A 16,288-nucleotide genomic window follows, 5' to 3' on the forward strand; every position below is an offset into this window, starting at 1 on the left:
TTCAAGTTAATTAAGCAAGTGCCTTTTTCGCCGTGTCAGCTAATGCCTTGAAAGCATCGGCATCGTTAACGGCTAAGTCAGCTAACATCTTACGGTTCATGTCAACGTTAGCAACCTTTAAACCGTGCATTAATTGGCTGTAGCTAATGTCATTCATCCGGGCTGCGGCGTTGATCCGGGCAATCCAGAGACGACGGAAGTCACTCTTACGCTTCTTCCGGTCGCGGAATGCGTATTCGTATGACTTCATTACTTGGTCCTTAGCAACCTTAAATTGGATGTGCTTAGCACCACGGTAACCCTTAGCTAATTTTAAAATGCGTTTGCGACGCTTACGTGTTACAGTTCCACCTTTTACTCGAGCCATCTTATTTCCTCCTAGATTTAACTAAAACGTTGTGAATTATTTTTGTAATAACTTGTGGTAAGTTTTAACCATTGGCTTTTCAATGATAGCCGTACCACGTAATTGGCGACGTTGTTTCTTAGTCTTACCATGGAAACGGTGACTAGTGAAAGCGTTGGCGCTCTTAATTTTACCCTTAGCGGTTACTTTGAAGCGCTTAGCAGCGGCGCGGTTTGTCTTTTGTTTTGGCATAATCAATAATCCTCCTAAAAATTACTTATCAGTTTTTGGTGCAAGGACAAGGAACATGCTGCGGCCGTCCATCTTAGGATAGGCTTCCACGGATGCGTATTCCTTTGTCGCTGCGATCATTCGGTTCAGCACTTCACGCCCAATTTCTTTATGGGTAATCGCGCGACCCTTAAACCGGATGGAAACGCGAACTTTGTCACCCTTCGACAAGAACTTTTCAGCGTGTTTCAGCTTCGTGTTAAAGTCGTTAGTGTCAATCGCTGGGCTCAAGCGGACTTCCTTGACGCTGACCACTTTTTGCTTCTTACGCGCTTCACGTTGCTTCTTTTGTTGTTCGAAGCGATACTTCCCATAATCCATAATTCTGGCAACGGGTGGTTTCGCTTTCGGAGCAACCAGTACCAGGTCTAAGCTGGCTTGTTCAGCAATCTTCATTGCGTCCTGTCGTGACTTGACACCTAATTGTTCACCATCACTGGCGATCAAACGCACTTCGCGAGCACGGATGCCGTCATTAACCATTGAATCTTTAGCTATGGTAATTCACCTCCGTAAAATTTTAGAGAAATCCACAAAAAGAGCGGGCGCATAAAACGCCCGCTCAACCCCGTTAATGGGAATTAATTCATCGTTCATCTGCCCGATGACACTGGTCACCAAGGCGAGAAGCGGGTGCTTCTGCTTTTTTTCTCAACTTCAATACTATAACAGCATTAACCATCACTGTCAACTAAGTTTTAGAATTACTTGCTGGCACCGCGGCTGTAGTGTTGAATTTCTTGGGTAATGGCGCCGATAAACATGTCGACCCCTTCAGACTCAGTCCGTTCTTCACCGTACTTGCGGACCGAAACGCTACCGTTGGCAACTTCTTGATCCCCAACGACTAATAAGTAAGGCACTTTCTTAGTTTGTGATTCGCGGATCTTGTAGCCCATCTTTTCGTTACGGTCATTGATGCTGACACGTACGCCGGCAGTTGCTAAGCGGCGACGAATCGTTTCAGCATAGGCACCGTGAGCGCCGTTATTAACCGGAATGATTGTCACTTGCTTAGGTGCTAACCAAGTTGGGAAGGCTCCTTTGTACATTTCAGTTAAGTAGGCCACGAACCGTTCCATCGTTGACACTAAGCCACGGTGGATCATCACTGGCCGGTGTTCTTCACCATCGGCACCCACGTACTTCAAGTCGAAACGTTCTGGTAACAAGAAGTCCAACTGGATGGTCGATAAGGTTTCTTCACCACCGAGGGCCGTCTTGGTTTGAACGTCCAACTTAGGACCGTAGAACGCGGCTTCCCCTTCAGCTTCGAAGTAATCTAAGCCCATGTCATCCATGGCGGACTTCAGCATCTTTTGGCTCCGTTCCCACATAGCGTCGTCATCGAAGTACTTTTCCTTGTTTTCAGGATCACGGTAGCTTAACCGGAAGCGGTAGTCGGAAATATCGAAGTCTTCGTATACTTCAACCATCAACTTCAAGATCTTCTTGAATTCGTCTTCGATTTGATCCAAAGCAACGAACGTGTGGCCGTCGTTCAAGGTCATTTCACGAACCCGTGATAACCCGGTCAAGGCACCTGATTTTTCGTAACGGTGCATCATCCCAAGTTCGGCGATCCGCAATGGTAATTCACGGTATGAGCGGATGTGGTGGTTATAAATTTGAATATGGGATGGGCAGTTCATTGGCCGTAATTCAAGTTGTTCGCCATCACCCATGTCCATTGGTGGGAACATGTCTTCACGGTAGTGGTCCCAGTGACCAGACTGCTTGTAAACGTCCAAGTTTGCTAAGACTGGCGTGTAAACGTGTTGGTAACCATTAGCAACTTCCTTATCGATAATGTAACGTTCGATTTGGCGACGAATCGTGGCACCGTTTGGCATCCAGTAAGGTAACCCGTTCCCAACCTTCGGATCAACAAAGAATAAGTCGAGTTCGTTACCGATAACCCGGTGATCACGTTCGCGGGCTTCTTGGCGCCGCTTTAAGTCGGCGTCCAAGTCCTTTTGCTTTAAGAAGGCCGTCCCGTAAATCCGTTGTAACATTGGGTTACTGGACTTGCCTTGCCAGTAAGCGCCGGCAACGGACAATAACTTGAAGACTCTGACTTTACCGGTAGAAGCTAATTGCGCCCCGTCGGATAAGTCAACGAAGTCACCCTGCTTGTAAACGACCACTTCGCCGTTGTTGGCGTCGGCACGTTCGTTAACCAAGTCTTGTTGGTAAGGATCGTCACCAACCAAGGCTAAGGCGTCGGCCTTAGATAAGACTTCGCGGCTGATCGGTAAGTTTTGCTTGATAATTTCGTTCATCTTCAAGCTGATGGCTTCTAGGTCATCCTTGCTAATCTGCTTGCCGTCTTCGGCGGGGTTATCCGTATCGAAGAAGAACCCGTCAGCATTACCTTCACCACTGCCAAAGTGGATGTTTGGGAAAAGTTGCTTAATCGCGTTTGCCAAGACTTGAGCAGCGGTTTGCCGTAAAACGTTCAGACCGTCTTCACTGTCGCCCGCAATAATTTCAATAGAACCATCAGTGGTTAAAGGTTGACGATAATCGACGATCTGGTCATTGAACTTACCCGCAACTGACCGCTTAGCCAATGAAATACTGATTGACTTAGCAATCTCTTCCGTCGTTACGCCGGCATCAAATTGCTTTTCAGCACCATCTGGGAACTTAACATTAATACTTGCCATAAATTTGACACACTCCTTAAAAATTTACCCACTCACCAAAACACCGCGCCGGGACGACAAAAAAGTCCCTAATACCAGCATAAACTAGTATTAGGGACGTCAATGACGTGGTTCCACCCGATTTTTCGGCCCGTTAAACGGACCGACTCATTAGCGCTAATAACGGACGCGTTCCGGCTCATTTGAGCATCTTCACAAAAGTGGTATCTTCGTAAACCTGGTTTTCGGCTTCCAGAACTAGGCCGAAATCTCTGCAATCACAAGTAAACAAAGCGTGTCTTTTGCATCTGTTTTCATTAAACCACTTTTCATTGAAAAGTCAACTAGTAGCCGTAAAACTTTTTCACGCCCACTTAGCCGTCCGGATTGAGCCGCCGGTTACGACCGACCATCTCAATTTCCGTCGCCAGGAAGCGAATCCTTTGCATGATTCGTTGAGCCTTGACCGGTTCTTCGTCACCCTTTTGTGACAGCGTCAAGTAACCGTCCTGCAGTTCCTGCATCGAGAAGTTCGATGAAAAGCAGGTCGGCAACTCTTCTTGCATCCGGTACTCTAACATGACGCCTAAAACGTCGTCACGAATCCAGGCTGACGAGGCATCGGCGCCAATGTCATCGATCATCAATAACGGTGACCGCTTGATCGCATCGACCTTATCCGCCGTCGTATTATTACTGATTGACCGTTTCATCTCGGTCGCAAAGCTTGGAAAGTGAATCAGGGTCGTTTGAAAGCCCTTGGTTGCCAGCTCGTTAGCCATGGCCCCCAGTAAGTAGGTTTTACCGACCCCGAACGAACCGTAGAGGTACAGTCCTTGATGGAACTGCTTTGGTGCCTGGGTATACGCGTCAATAAAGTCCAGTGCCCCCATTAATGCCGTCGCCCGGTCACCGTCCTGATCATAGGTCGACAACTTGGCGTGTTGAATACTCTTCGGCATACTGATCGACCGTACCCGTTGTTGCAGCTCGCGGGCAGCCTGCGCTTCTTGCAGCTGGGGGGTCGGTTGGTACGCGATATCGATCAGGTGGTTACTCATCACCAGTTCCGGTTGGTACCCCGGTGCCTGGGTCGGTTCGTGGCGGGCAATTTTGCGCTTTTCTTCGCAAAACTCATAGAGCTTCGCTGCGGACCGTTCCAACGCGTCTTTTGACAAGTCCTGCTGGTGGGCGGCCAAAAATTGCCGGACGTCCGGATCTTGATAGACCGCATCCATCAAGGCTTCGTAGCGATGATTTAAGTTACGCCGATTCATCAGCGTTTTTAACGTATCGGATACATTCTCCATCCTTAGTCCTCCTGACCTGAATTTGATTCAAGCTTGGCGATTCGGTCCGCCAACTGCTTGCGTTGTGCTTCCGTCAACTGTTTAGCGGCCGCCTTAGATTTCGGCGCCGCCCCCGCTTGTTTTTGAGCCCACTTCGGCAATACTTCCTTACGCACCGGTCGCCCGTTGCGCCGCGGCGTCCGTGGCTTTTTCGGTTGCTGGCGTTTCTTAATGTAAGTCAGCGCGTCCTCGGGGGTCGTCATGCCCTGTTGTTGCCAATCGTTAGCGACCGTTTCCAATAAGTTCCGGTTCAAAGCGGCCAAGCCCCGATTTTGCAACAGGTAATAAATCAAAATGTTGATCACGGCGTTCGATAAAACACCCCGGCCAACTAAGTCGTGTAATAAGCGCTGTTCGCCAGAAGTGACAAAACCGTGCTTTTCCGCCTTTAACGCGTTCAAAAAGTCATTCGGCGCGGTCGCCCTGGCAAGGTTGACTAACTGTTGTTCAGCCGGCGACAACTGCCCATCGCGAGCCGGGGCCGGGGTCTGTGGCGCAGTTGTCGTATCCGGCGTCGTTACCGGCGCACTCGGTCGTTCGTAGCGGCGGGCAATCAACAGCTTTAACTGGTTTTCGTCAAATTGACCGGTCGTTAAACTAGCAACTTCCGAAATTAACTTAGCCATCTCGATCTCACTGATACCGTAGACCCGGCTCTCCGTGATAATCAGTTGCCGCAAACCGGCAATTTGCTTTAAGTCAACGTAATTTTGTTTGAGCACCTGGCCCAGCAGTTGCCAGTCAAACGCGTCCTCACTAATCGTCGTCGGCGCACGCGTTGCCGGGGCGTTAGCTGCTAACTGGGCCCGCGCTGATTGCACGGCGAGCGGTGACTCGGTCACCTTTTGACCATCCAAATGAAAGACGTCTAGTAAGTTAGCCGTCACCCGCTGCGCCTTGGACAAGCCGATTGCCGGCGGGGTGAACTCGTCGACTAACTGCTGGTAGCGGTGTTCACCGACCGTGTCCAATAACAGGACGCTGAGTAAATCATCCGCAAAAAATTGGATTGCGGGCAGCGGCGCCTGTAATTGATAAATATAAACGGCGCCAATCTGGTCTTCTTGAAAGTAACTTTGAAGCAGTCCGGTTGCTTCCAGCTTACGGCGCGCCGTCAACACGGTGGGGAGATCGACCCCCAGCACACTAAGCAACGCCGTATGGCTGCGCCGGTTACTCAACTCATTTTCAGTTGTTTGTAACGACCGCAACGCGGCGTACAGGCTATAAGCCAGCGGCCCGATCAATGGTAAATAAAGCTTGGCTAAGGCCGCTTGTTGCGCAGCGCTTAACGCGGGGGCCGCCGCAACGACCAGCCCGGTTTTCGGCGTTAATTCTGGTTCCTCGTTCATTGCCATCGCCTACACCATTCTTTAATCTTTTTTTGGTTTAGGGGCGTGACCGTCCTTCGCCGACTTTGCCAGCTTGACCTTGTCACGCGCCATCATATCTTGGAGTTCATTTAAGAAGACGTGCATGTCCTTAAATTGCCGGTAAACACTGGCGAAACGAATATAAGAAATTTCATCGATATCCGCTAATTTTTCCATGACGTATTCACCGATAACCTGACTGGAAATTTCGTTTTCGCCAAGCGCACGAACCTTATTTTCCACGTCGTCGACGATTCCCGTCATGGTTTCCATGCTAACCGGACGCTTTTCCGCGGAACGAATAATGCCCCGCAAAACTTTTTCACGGTTAAATTCTTCACGCGCACCATTTTTCTTGATCACTAATAACGGGGTGGCTTCGACCCGTTCGAACGTGGTAAATCGAAAGCCACAGTTTTCACATTCACGGCGCCGCCGAATCACGCGACCGTCGTCGGTCGGCCGACTATCGACGACCCGCGACCCGTTATGATGACAGTGTGGACATTGCATAGACTTCTCACCTCAATTTGCTAGTAACGATAAGTTTTAATTTAACAATTAATAGTTTTTAGCCATTTTAACACGGCACTTCTAGTTTTTTCAATATCCGCGCCGTTGTCAATGACGACGTCCGCTTGGCGGACCTTGTCCGCCAACGGTATCTGGCTAGCCATCCGGGCCAACGCATCGGCTTCGTTCAAGCCGTTACGCGCCATTAACCGCTGCAAAATCACGGCGTGCGGCGCGGTCACGACGACCACCTGATCACAAACGTTTGGCCAGCCGCTTTCAAAGAGCAACGGCACGTCTAAAATAACCGCTGCCGGGTGGGCCTTGCCCGCCGCAACAATTGCTTCAAACATCGCGTACTGGATTGGCAAACTAGTCATTGCCGTTAACGCCGCGAGCGCCTGTTGATCGTCAAACACGTGCTTGCCTAACCAGGCGCGGTTTAGCGAACCATCGGCAAGTAAGGCTTGCGGCCCAAAGTACCGGGCAATTTTCGCCGTCGTTGGCTGCCCCAGGCCTTCGACCTGCCAGGCAATCTTATCCGCATCAACGACGGGCAACCCGGCCGCCGCCATCATTGCCGACACCGTTGACTTTCCACTGGCGATGCCGCCAGTCAACCCAACAATTTTTGTCATTTGATCACCTATAATTGTTGTTCGTGGGGACAAAAATGGGTCCCACGCTGAGCAACCTTAATCTTTTCGATGATGGTGCCGCACCGTTCGCAAGGTTCACCCTCACGACCATAAACGTGCAAATGATTTTGAAACTGACCGGCTTCACCAAAAGCAGTTGAGAATGAGTGAACGGTCGTCCCGTGCCCCTTAATGGCCATCGCCATTTCATCAATAATGTTCTGCCGTAACGTCTCAATTTCATCTTCAGTCAGCGAGTTAGCCGGACGCATCGGGTGAATCTTACTCATCCATAAGGTTTCGTCCGCATAAATATTGCCGATACCGGCAATTTTACTTTGATCTAACAGCAACGGTTTGATCATCTTCTTCGACTTACCGAAGATTTCCGTCATGTAGGCGGTCGTCAGCTGATCAGCAACCGGCTCCGGTCCCATCGTTTTCAACCCGCCGACCGTATTTTCCTCACCAGTTGGTACCAACGTCATCCGCCCAAATTTCCGGGTATCGTTATAGAGCAAGTCGCGGTCGTCAGTAAGGTGAAAGACGACGTGGGTGTGCTTAGTCTGCTCCTGACCACGCGGCACCACGTTATACTTACCTTCCATCCGTAAGTGCGAAACCATCGTCAGGCCGTTACCGAACCGGAACAGCAGGTACTTCCCCCGCCGGTCGATTTTTTCAATCGTTTGGTTTGCCAACCGTTGCTTAAAACTATCGATATCGTTATTAATAATTTTTGGCCAATAAACGTCAATGCTTGCAATCGTCGCACCCTTAACGAGCCGGTTAAGCCCGCGGCGGACCGTTTCAACTTCTGGTAATTCAGGCATTCTGGTTCCCCCTACTTTGCATCGTACCAAGTATCGCCAAAGTGACTTTCGACTTTCAGCGGCACATCCAGCTTAACCGCTGAATCCATCACGCTTGGCACTAACTTTTCTAACACCGGAATTTCTTCCTTCGGTGCTTCAAAGATCAATTCATCGTGGACCTGTAACAACATCGTGGCCTTTAAGCCCTCCGCCTTTAAACGGTCCTGCATTTTGATCATCGCAATCTTGATAATATCGGCCGCACTCCCTTGAATTGGGGTGTTCATCGCGGTCCGTTCCGCAAACGAGCGCTGGTTAAAGCCCTTCGCTTTGATATCTGGTAAGTAGCGCCGCCGGTGGGCAATCGTTTCAACGTAGCCCTGCTCGCGCGCCGTCTTCACAATATTTTCCATGTAAGTCTTCACGCCGGGATATTCACGGAAATAAGCGTCAATAAAGCTCTTAGCCTGTTTCCGGGTAATGCCGATATTTTGCGACAACCCGTAATCACTGATTCCGTAGACGATCCCGAAGTTGACCGCCTTAGCTTGACGCCGAATATTCGGAGTCACGTCCGCGGCTGACGGTAAGTTGAAGATGCGCATGGCCGTGGCCGCGTGAATATCCTCACCGTCCTTGAAGGCCTGCTGCAAATTATGGTCACCGGTAATGTGCGCCAGCACCCGTAATTCAATCTGCGAGTAGTCGGACGAGAAAATCTGCCAACCCGCGTGACTCGGCACGAAAGCCTGACGAATTTTACGCCCTTCTTCCAAGCGGACCGGAATGTTTTGTAAGTTCGGGTCAACGGAAGACAGCCGGCCAGTTTGCGTCAAAGTCTGTAAGTAGCGGGTATGCACTTTCTGGTCGGACGAATGAATGGCCTCCAGTAGGCCTTCCACGTAAGTCGAATTGATTTTGGAAATTTGACGGTACTGCAAAATATTGGCGACGATTGGCGCTTGCGGCGCTAACTTTTCGAGCACGTCGACCGCCGTGGAATAACCGGTCTTGGTCTTCTTAATAACCGGCAACTTCATTTCTTCAAACAAAATGTGACCGAGTTGCTTTGGTGAATTAATATTAAATTCTTCACCGGCTTCCTGGTAAATCGTCTGTTCGATTTCACTCAGTCGTTCCTTAAACTGACTGCCCATTGCTTTCAGCGTCCCGCTGTCAACGGAGACCCCGGCCATTTCCATCTGAGCGAGAACGGTCGCCATCGGCTTTTCAATGTCGTCGTAGAGGCCGGCCATTTCGTTTTCGGTCAATTCTTTCAAGAGTTTCGGCTTCAGGGCGGCAATTGCCGCCAATTTATGGGCTAAATGGCTAAAGAAGACCTGGTCGTCATCCGGAATCGCCCGTTTGACCCCCTTACCGTAAACGGTTTCGTCGCTTTGAAGTTCGGTGTAATCGTGTTGTTCGGCCAAACTACCGAGATCATTACTATTATCGTTGGTATCCAGCAAGTACGACACTAGTAGCAAGTCGAAGTCGACCGCCCCCAGCTTGATTCCGAGTCGGTTCAACCCGACCATCGTCCGCTTCATGTCAAACACATCTTTTTTTACCGTTTGACTACTTAAAAGCGCCTGGACGTTTTCAGCCAGCAACAATTCGACGTCCCTGCTAATGAACCACTGACCGTCCGCACCGATTGCAAAGCCGGCAAACGCCGAGGTGTGGTAATTTGGTGTTGGCATTTCTAAATAAAAGTCTAACTGCTTGCCATCCTTAAACTGATCTAACTGGGTCAAATTATCACGGGTTAAAACGGTGTAATCAATTGGTTTAGCCGGTTCATCAGTCGCCACGTGCAGTTTTTTTAAAAACGACTGAAAGCCCATTTCGGTGTAAAAATCGGTTAATTGGTCAACGTCCGGACCAGAGTAGTTCAAATCTGCTAACCCGACCGTCAACGGCGCATCGCGTTTGATTGTCGCTAAGACCTTTGCGCGCGTCGCCAAGTCGTGATCCTCAATCAGGTGTTCCTTCATCTTGCTCTTTTTCATGCCGTCGACGTTCTCGTAGACACCCTCAATCGAACCGTAGGCCTTTAACAACTTAATGGCGGTCTTTTCACCAACCTTAGTGACCCCCGGATAATTATCCGAAGTATCACCGGTCAGTCCCTTCATGTCGATAATTTGGGTCGGCGTTAGTCCCAACTTTTCCTGGACGTGTTCCGGGGTATAGCGTTCAACCTCGGTCACCCCTTTAACCGTCACCGCAACGGTCGTCTGGTCGGTCGTTAACTGGGTCAAATCCCGATCCCCAGTCACCACGGTGGTCGTGTAACCGGCCGCGTCGGCCTGACCCGCTAACGTCCCGATAATATCATCGGCCTCGTAATCCTTTAATTCGTAATGTTGAATGCCGTAAGCGTCCAATAACTTTTTAATGTAAGGCATTTGTTCAGAAAATTCACCGGGGGTCTTCGCGCGACCACCCTTGTAATCATCAAACATTTTAGTTCGAAACGTCGTTTTACCGGCGTCAAACGCCACCAACATATCGGTCGGCTCAACGGCTTTGATCATCCGGTCCAGCATCGTGTTGAACCCGTAGATGGCGTTAGTGTGCAGGCCGTCCGCATTCGTAAACCGCTCTAGCTGATTATGCAACGCAAAGAACGCCCGAAACGCCACGCTGTTACCATCGATCAATAAAAGTTTTTTTGCCATGTGAATTGCTCCCCGTCTTTCTGTTATCGCGTTAGTTTGATTTACTGGTTCGCTTACTTTTTTTGGGTGGCTGCTACTCGCTTGAAAACCGGGCGCAGTCAGCCATCATACATACTTAATTGTACCAAACTATCCGTGAAAACGGGAGCCCCGCCCCCGACTTCACGAGCAACTTTTACCGGTTAGTACCGGATCCTCCCACTAGCCGTTTTCAGTGGCGCAAGCTCGCCATTGCCCCGCAAAAAAACGACCAGCCCGTGAAAGCTGATCGTCAAAATAACGTCATTCAATTTGCTTAGTCGCGACTTGAACCTGCAAAGATTTGCACGAAATACAAGAACAAGTTCACGAAGTCCAGGTAAAGTTGCAAGGCCCCGGTAACGGCTAACCCGGTCGAAGAAACCTGGTCACCGTACTGCAAGTACATCCGGCGCATGTTATTGCTGTCCCACATGGATAAGCCGGCAAAGATAACCACCCCAATGTAGGAAAAGATGTAGGTAATCATGGCGCTACCTAAGAACATGTTGACGATTTGCGCAACTAATAACCCGATCAAAGCAGCGAACAAGTGGGTACCCAGGCTGGAAATATCGCGCTTAGTCGTATTCCCAATGACCGCCATCGTTCCGAAAACGGCCGCGGCGGCAACGAAGGCCCCACCTAAGGTTGCTTGGGTGTACAGGCTCAGGGTAATTGACATTTCAACCCCGAAAATCACGGCAAACAGCATTAACAAGGTAAAGCTCATCGCCGGGTTGCGCGTGGCGTTGCGTTGGATGCCCCCGATCATCACGAACATGCTAATGATAAAAATCAACAACGCCCAGATTGGGTGTGCACCAAACGCGGCTTGAATTTGCGCCGCAAAAACGGTCATTGATACGTAAGCCGTAGCGGCCGAAACCAGTACGGCTAACGCCATGAACCCGTACATCTTGGATAAGAACGACCGCAGCCCAACTTGGGTATTGATCGTCCGTGGTTGTGGATCATTCTGGAAATTATTCATACGTCTCCCTCTTTCACCTAAAATTTAACTATTAAATAACTGAGTCCGAGTTAAGAACCCGTTGAGCGGTCGCGGACCGCGCGTGGAACGGCGACTAACTAGCAACCATCCCGCTCCCGTTAGGGCAATTTTTCAATTAAGCGCAACCATCCGTGCATCTCAACGTGTCACCTCAACTTTCTTGCTATCTAGTTTAGCAGATTAGTCAGGGAAGGTAAAACAGTTTGTACGTGAGAATAAGATAAGATTTTCTTATGGTTTGCCTGCTAGTTGCGAACTGAAAAGATAAAAACAGCTGGCGGTTGGCCAGCTGTTAACTGTACACACACCGATTAACTCAGTATGGTACTTGATATTTGTGAAGGCTAATCCTTCATTTGTTCTTCATAGCGCTTTTCATACTTCTGAATATCGCCGGCACCCATAAAGACCACCACGGCGTCGTGGTAAGCTTCAAGTGCGGTCATGTCGTCCATCGTAATGATTTCACCACCGTTTGGCAACTTCGCCGCGAGGTCCTTGGACGACACGTCGCCAGACTTTTCGCGGGCCGAACTAAAGATGTTGGTCAAGAAGACGTGGTCGGCCATACTCAAACTCTTGGCAAAACCGTCCATTAAGGCCTTAGTCCGTGAATAAGTGTGTGGTTGGAAGACGGCCAGAATCTGCTTGTCCGGATACTTTTGCCGGGCAGCGTCTAAGGTCGCCTTAATTTCGGACGGATGGTGGGCGTAGTCGTCAATCAACATCATCCCGTGACCAACCTGGTGTTCAGAGAAACGGCGCTTAACGCCACTAAAGTTCAGCAGTTCACGCCGGATTTCATCCAAGTTGACCTTTTCAAAGTAGGCCACGGCGATAACGGCCGTACTGTTTAAGACGTTGTGTTCCCCAAACAGCGGAATTTCGAAAGTCCCGAGTGATTCGTCGTGGTACTTGACCTCGAATGAAGAACCACGGGTCGTCCGTTGCACGTTGACCGCTTGGAAATCGTCACGATCCTTAGTCCCGTAATAGTAAATCGGCGTCTTCACGTCCAAGTGACGTAAGCTCTCGTCGTCACCCCAAGCGAAGATGCCCTTCTTAACTTGGCTGCCGAACTGTTCAAAGGCCGACTGGACGTCCGCCAAATCCTTGTAGTAATCCGGGTGGTCAAAATCAACGTTGGTCATAATGGCGTAATCCGGATGGTAAGCCACAAAGTGCCGCCGGTATTCATCGGCTTCAAAGACGAAGAAGCGCGCGTCCAGCGTCCCCTTCCCAGTCCCATCACCGATTAAGTAACTAGTTGGGGCAATGTGACTGAGGACGTGGGAAAGTAACCCGGTCGTCGACGTCTTACCGTGCGTCCCGGCAACCCCGATACTGGTATAACCTTCCATCAACTTACCCAAAAATTCGTGGTACCGGTAAACCGGCAGGCCCATCGCCCGCGCCTTTTTGATTTCTGGGTGGTCATCCGTAAAGGAGTTCCCGGCAATCACCGTTAACCCCTCGTGAATATTATCCGCGGAGAAAGGCAACATTTTGATGCCAGCAGCCGCCAAGCCCTTCTGGGTAAAGGTGTACTGTTCAATGTCTGAGCCTTCCACTTGAAAGCCCTTATCGTGCAAAATCAACGCGAGGGAGCTCATCCCCGAACCCTTGATCCCAACAAAATAATAAACCGTTGCTTTATCCATTATTATCTTAATCTCCCATGTTCACAATTCATCAATCAAACGGTGAATCGGTCTTATTTGTAGTTATGAATTGGCTTGTAACTGAGTTAAATCATCCGCTGTAAAGTAGACGTCGCGCGGTTTTGAGCCCTTGGCCGCCGAAACGTAGTGCCGGTGTTCCAAGTCGTCAATAATATTAGCCGCCCGGTTATAACCGATCGAGAAACTACGTTGCAACTTCGAGGTTGAAACGGTGTCTTCTTCGGCAATGTAGGCCAACACTTCCGGCATCAAATCGTCCTCATTTTTAGCCGCCTCTTCGTGTTTCAACAGGCTATCCGGTTGGAATTCGTACTTAGGGGCCGCCTGGTCACGCACAAACTGCGTAATGGCGTCGATTTCTGAATCCACAAAGGTCCCCTGTAGACGAATCGGGTTACTCTGACCGTTGCCTAAGTACAGCATATCACCGCGCCCTAATAATTGCTCAGCTCCGCTCGTATCTAGGACGGTTCGTGAGTCAACTTGACTTGACGTCATGAACGCGACCCGCGTCGGGATGTTGTTCTTGATCACCCCGGTCACAACGTCAACGCTTGGCCGTTGGGTCGCAACTAGTAAATGAATCCCAGCGGCCCGTGCCTTGGCGGTAATCCGAGCAATGTAATCTTGGAACTCGCTGGACGCGACCATCATCAAGTCGGCTAACTCGTCGATCACGATGACGATGTACGGCATTTTCAGTCCTGGTTCATTATGTTCATCGGCTAAGCGGTTAAACTGCTCGATGTTGCGGGCACCGCCGGCCGCGAGCCGGTCGTAGCGGTTATCCATTTCATCGACCGCCCACTTCAAGGCAGCCGACGCCGCTTTCGGATCGGAAATAACTGGCGATAGCAAGTGCGGAATATTATTGTACGGCGCAAGTTCAACCGCCTTCGGGTCAATTAGCAACAACTTAACCTGTTGCGGATTTGCCCGGTACAACAGTGAGACTAGAATACTATTGATGAAAACCGACTTCCCGGAACCGGTCGAACCGGCAATCAGGCCGTGCGGCATCTTCCGCAGATCAGTCACTTGGGGTTGTCCGAATAAGTCGACCCCTAACGCAACCGTTAACGGTGACTGGCTTTCCTTAAATTTCTTCGAGTTTAAAACTTCTGATAACATGACCGGGCGCGACTTTTCGTTCGGAATTTCGATCCCGACCGTGTTGCGACCCGGAATTGGTGCTTCAATTCGGAGCTGCTTAGCTTCAAGCGCCATCTTAATGTCGTCTTCGAGGTTGGTGATCTTGCTGACTTTGACCCCAAGATCCAATTTAACTTGGAATTGGGTGATCGTCGGTCCGACCGTCCAATCAACAACACTACCGTTAACTTTAAAGGCGTCGAGCGTTTCTTCCAACGCGTTTTCTTTCTGCTCGATCCAGTCGTCCATTTCCGATTCGTCTAAAACGACCGGCGGCTTCAAAAGCGACATCGGCGGGAAGTGGTAAGCGGCTAGTTCCTTATCGGTCAGGACCGGTGCCGCGGAACCGCCGGTATGCATTGGTGTTTCGGAAGCCGGTGCACTAACTTGACTCGTTGGGGCACTCGACACCGTAGCTGGAGCGGGTTGCGGTGCAACTGGTTGATCAACCACTGCCGTTGAGCCCGCCGCCTGGGTGGTTTCTCGTTCAGCAGAAGCTACTGCCGAAACTGGTTGGCTGGCTGAAGTTTCAGTCGCCGCGTGGCTGTTCGGATGCATACCCACCGGTTGGTAAAGCTCCTCTTCCGCAACTGCGGGAGCGCTGGAGGCCGCTGGACGCTGGTCTGAAGTTGGCGCAGACGTGACCGTACTGTTAGCTGGTACGTCCGTGACGGCCGCACTTTCAGCCGCAGCCGACGCCGGTTGATCCTTAAATAATGCCAAGTCCGACTGGGCGTCGTGTTCGGCGGTCATAATATCGCCAAGTGAAATACCCAGGCCGTGGCTTGGACGGGCGGGTTGACTAGTTGCTTCGGCATTCGTTGCTGAAGCCGCTTCGGCTGATGCAGCCGACTGCGGCGCAGCGCTGGTTGAATCAGCTGATTGGCTGTCTCCCCCACCCACTGCCGACTCAGCTGCACTGGCTTGTGAAGCTGATGCAACGGGTGCCGGACGATCAGTCGCTGAATCAATCGAACTAGTTGGTTGTAGCGCCTGGGTCGGCTCAAAGACAATCGTTGGGCCGGCGTCGGAACTAGCAGGTCGCGCCATGACCGGTTTGGTCGGCTCGAACACTTCGGTTGGCGCGCTAGATTGGGCACTTGCGCCACCACTGCTTGCTGACGACTCATTAGCCACTGCTTCACTGGCCGCCGGTACTTCGCTGTTTGCCGACGTCTCACTAACCGTTGGTGCTTCACTAGTTGCTGACGTTTCATTAACTGCCGGTACTTCACTCGTTACTGACGCAGCGGGAGTAACTTCATCCGCCGCCCCCGTACTCGTCGCGTTAATGTCCGCACGAACGACCGGTGCCTGTAAATCAACCACCGGTTCGTTGCTATCCAGGTCACTTGCAAATAGCAAGTAACTGTCAGGCTGCTTATGCAAACTCGCTTCGATTTCGAGATAATTAGTTGTATCACGAACAATGGCGGGACCAATCGCTTGACGGTGCGCCAACTGTGACGGGACGTGCGACGGGTGAAAACTCCCGTGGGTGCCACCGCTAAACAGTTCGCGCGCCGATTCAGGTTTGGCCGGCGCGGGTTGGCGCCGTTTCTTGGGCTGCGGGCTGGGCGTCACGTGCGGCTGAACCGCTGGCTTGGCCGCCGTGGCCGACCGTTCCGCAGCAGAAGGTGCAGGAGTTGATTGACTGGCCGCTGCGGAATGATTCACTTTTGGTGTTTTAATATGGTACTTCCGGAAAAAAGCCGGGCCATCATAATGGTTCATTTTCAATCATCCTAAATTTATTGAGATCGT

The 16,288-nt window shown here is 50.6% G+C and carries 13 protein-coding genes and 1 other annotated feature; all 13 genes read right to left on the bottom strand.

The annotated features are described in order from the left end of the window. Positions 1 to 10: 10 nt before the first annotated feature. Positions 11 to 367, bottom strand: a complete 357-nt coding sequence (gene rplT / locus FFM82_RS00085) for a 50S ribosomal protein L20 (RefSeq protein ID WP_137643832.1) — start codon at positions 365 to 367, stop codon at positions 11 to 13. A gap of 36 nt (positions 368 to 403) precedes the next feature. Next, entirely contained in the window at positions 404 to 598 is a 195-nt protein-coding gene (rpmI, locus tag FFM82_RS00090; RefSeq protein WP_003638526.1) for a 50S ribosomal protein L35, read from the bottom strand. 21 nt (positions 599 to 619) lie between these two features. Continuing rightward, on the bottom strand, positions 620 to 1,120 hold the full coding sequence (infC, locus tag FFM82_RS00095) for a translation initiation factor IF-3 (protein ID WP_170178160.1): 501 nt from the start codon (positions 1,118 to 1,120) through the stop codon (positions 620 to 622). A 44-nt stretch (positions 1,121 to 1,164) separates the two neighbouring features. Continuing rightward, positions 1,165 to 1,288 (bottom strand) — a sequence feature (ribosomal protein L20 leader region). A 53-nt stretch (positions 1,289 to 1,341) separates the two neighbouring features. Continuing rightward, positions 1,342 to 3,306: a threonine--tRNA ligase gene (thrS, locus tag FFM82_RS00100; RefSeq protein WP_137643834.1), complete on the bottom strand. Its 1,965-nt coding sequence runs from the start codon at positions 3,304 to 3,306 to the stop codon at positions 1,342 to 1,344. A gap of 353 nt (positions 3,307 to 3,659) precedes the next feature. Beyond that, positions 3,660 to 4,595, bottom strand: coding sequence for a primosomal protein DnaI (gene dnaI / locus FFM82_RS00105; protein ID WP_137643835.1), 936 nt, complete (start codon positions 4,593 to 4,595; stop codon positions 3,660 to 3,662). A gap of 2 nt (positions 4,596 to 4,597) precedes the next feature. Continuing rightward, positions 4,598 to 5,992 (bottom strand): replication initiation and membrane attachment family protein, encoded by a 1,395-nt coding sequence (locus FFM82_RS00110; protein ID WP_225425554.1) that lies wholly within the window; start codon positions 5,990 to 5,992, stop codon positions 4,598 to 4,600. Between the two features lie 15 nt (positions 5,993 to 6,007). Then, positions 6,008 to 6,520: a transcriptional regulator NrdR gene (gene nrdR / locus FFM82_RS00115; RefSeq protein ID WP_137643836.1), complete on the bottom strand. Its 513-nt coding sequence runs from the start codon at positions 6,518 to 6,520 to the stop codon at positions 6,008 to 6,010. Positions 6,521 to 6,561: 41 nt separating this feature from the next. Beyond that, positions 6,562 to 7,158: a dephospho-CoA kinase gene (gene coaE / locus FFM82_RS00120; RefSeq protein WP_137643837.1), complete on the bottom strand. Its 597-nt coding sequence runs from the start codon at positions 7,156 to 7,158 to the stop codon at positions 6,562 to 6,564. 8 nt (positions 7,159 to 7,166) lie between these two features. Further along, positions 7,167 to 7,991, bottom strand: coding sequence for a bifunctional DNA-formamidopyrimidine glycosylase/DNA-(apurinic or apyrimidinic site) lyase (gene mutM / locus FFM82_RS00125; RefSeq protein ID WP_137643838.1), 825 nt, complete (start codon positions 7,989 to 7,991; stop codon positions 7,167 to 7,169). 11 nt (positions 7,992 to 8,002) lie between these two features. After that, positions 8,003 to 10,657 (bottom strand): DNA polymerase I, encoded by a 2,655-nt coding sequence (gene polA / locus FFM82_RS00130; protein WP_137643839.1) that lies wholly within the window; start codon positions 10,655 to 10,657, stop codon positions 8,003 to 8,005. A gap of 295 nt (positions 10,658 to 10,952) precedes the next feature. Continuing rightward, complete coding sequence (locus tag FFM82_RS00135; protein ID WP_137643840.1) at positions 10,953 to 11,669, bottom strand: Bax inhibitor-1/YccA family protein; 717 nt, start codon at positions 11,667 to 11,669, stop codon at positions 10,953 to 10,955. A gap of 365 nt (positions 11,670 to 12,034) precedes the next feature. Beyond that, the gene (murC, locus tag FFM82_RS00140; RefSeq protein ID WP_137643841.1) at positions 12,035 to 13,351 is read right to left on the bottom strand and encodes a UDP-N-acetylmuramate--L-alanine ligase; all 1,317 of its coding nucleotides are present in this window, start codon (positions 13,349 to 13,351) and stop codon (positions 12,035 to 12,037) included. 63 nt (positions 13,352 to 13,414) lie between these two features. Further along, positions 13,415 to 16,258: a DNA translocase FtsK gene (locus FFM82_RS00145; protein ID WP_137643842.1), complete on the bottom strand. Its 2,844-nt coding sequence runs from the start codon at positions 16,256 to 16,258 to the stop codon at positions 13,415 to 13,417. Positions 16,259 to 16,288: the final 30 nt, after the last annotated feature.

It is taken from the genome of Lactiplantibacillus plajomi, assembly GCF_005405405.1.
GTDB classification, from domain to species: Bacteria; Bacillota; Bacilli; order Lactobacillales; family Lactobacillaceae; genus Lactiplantibacillus; species Lactiplantibacillus plajomi.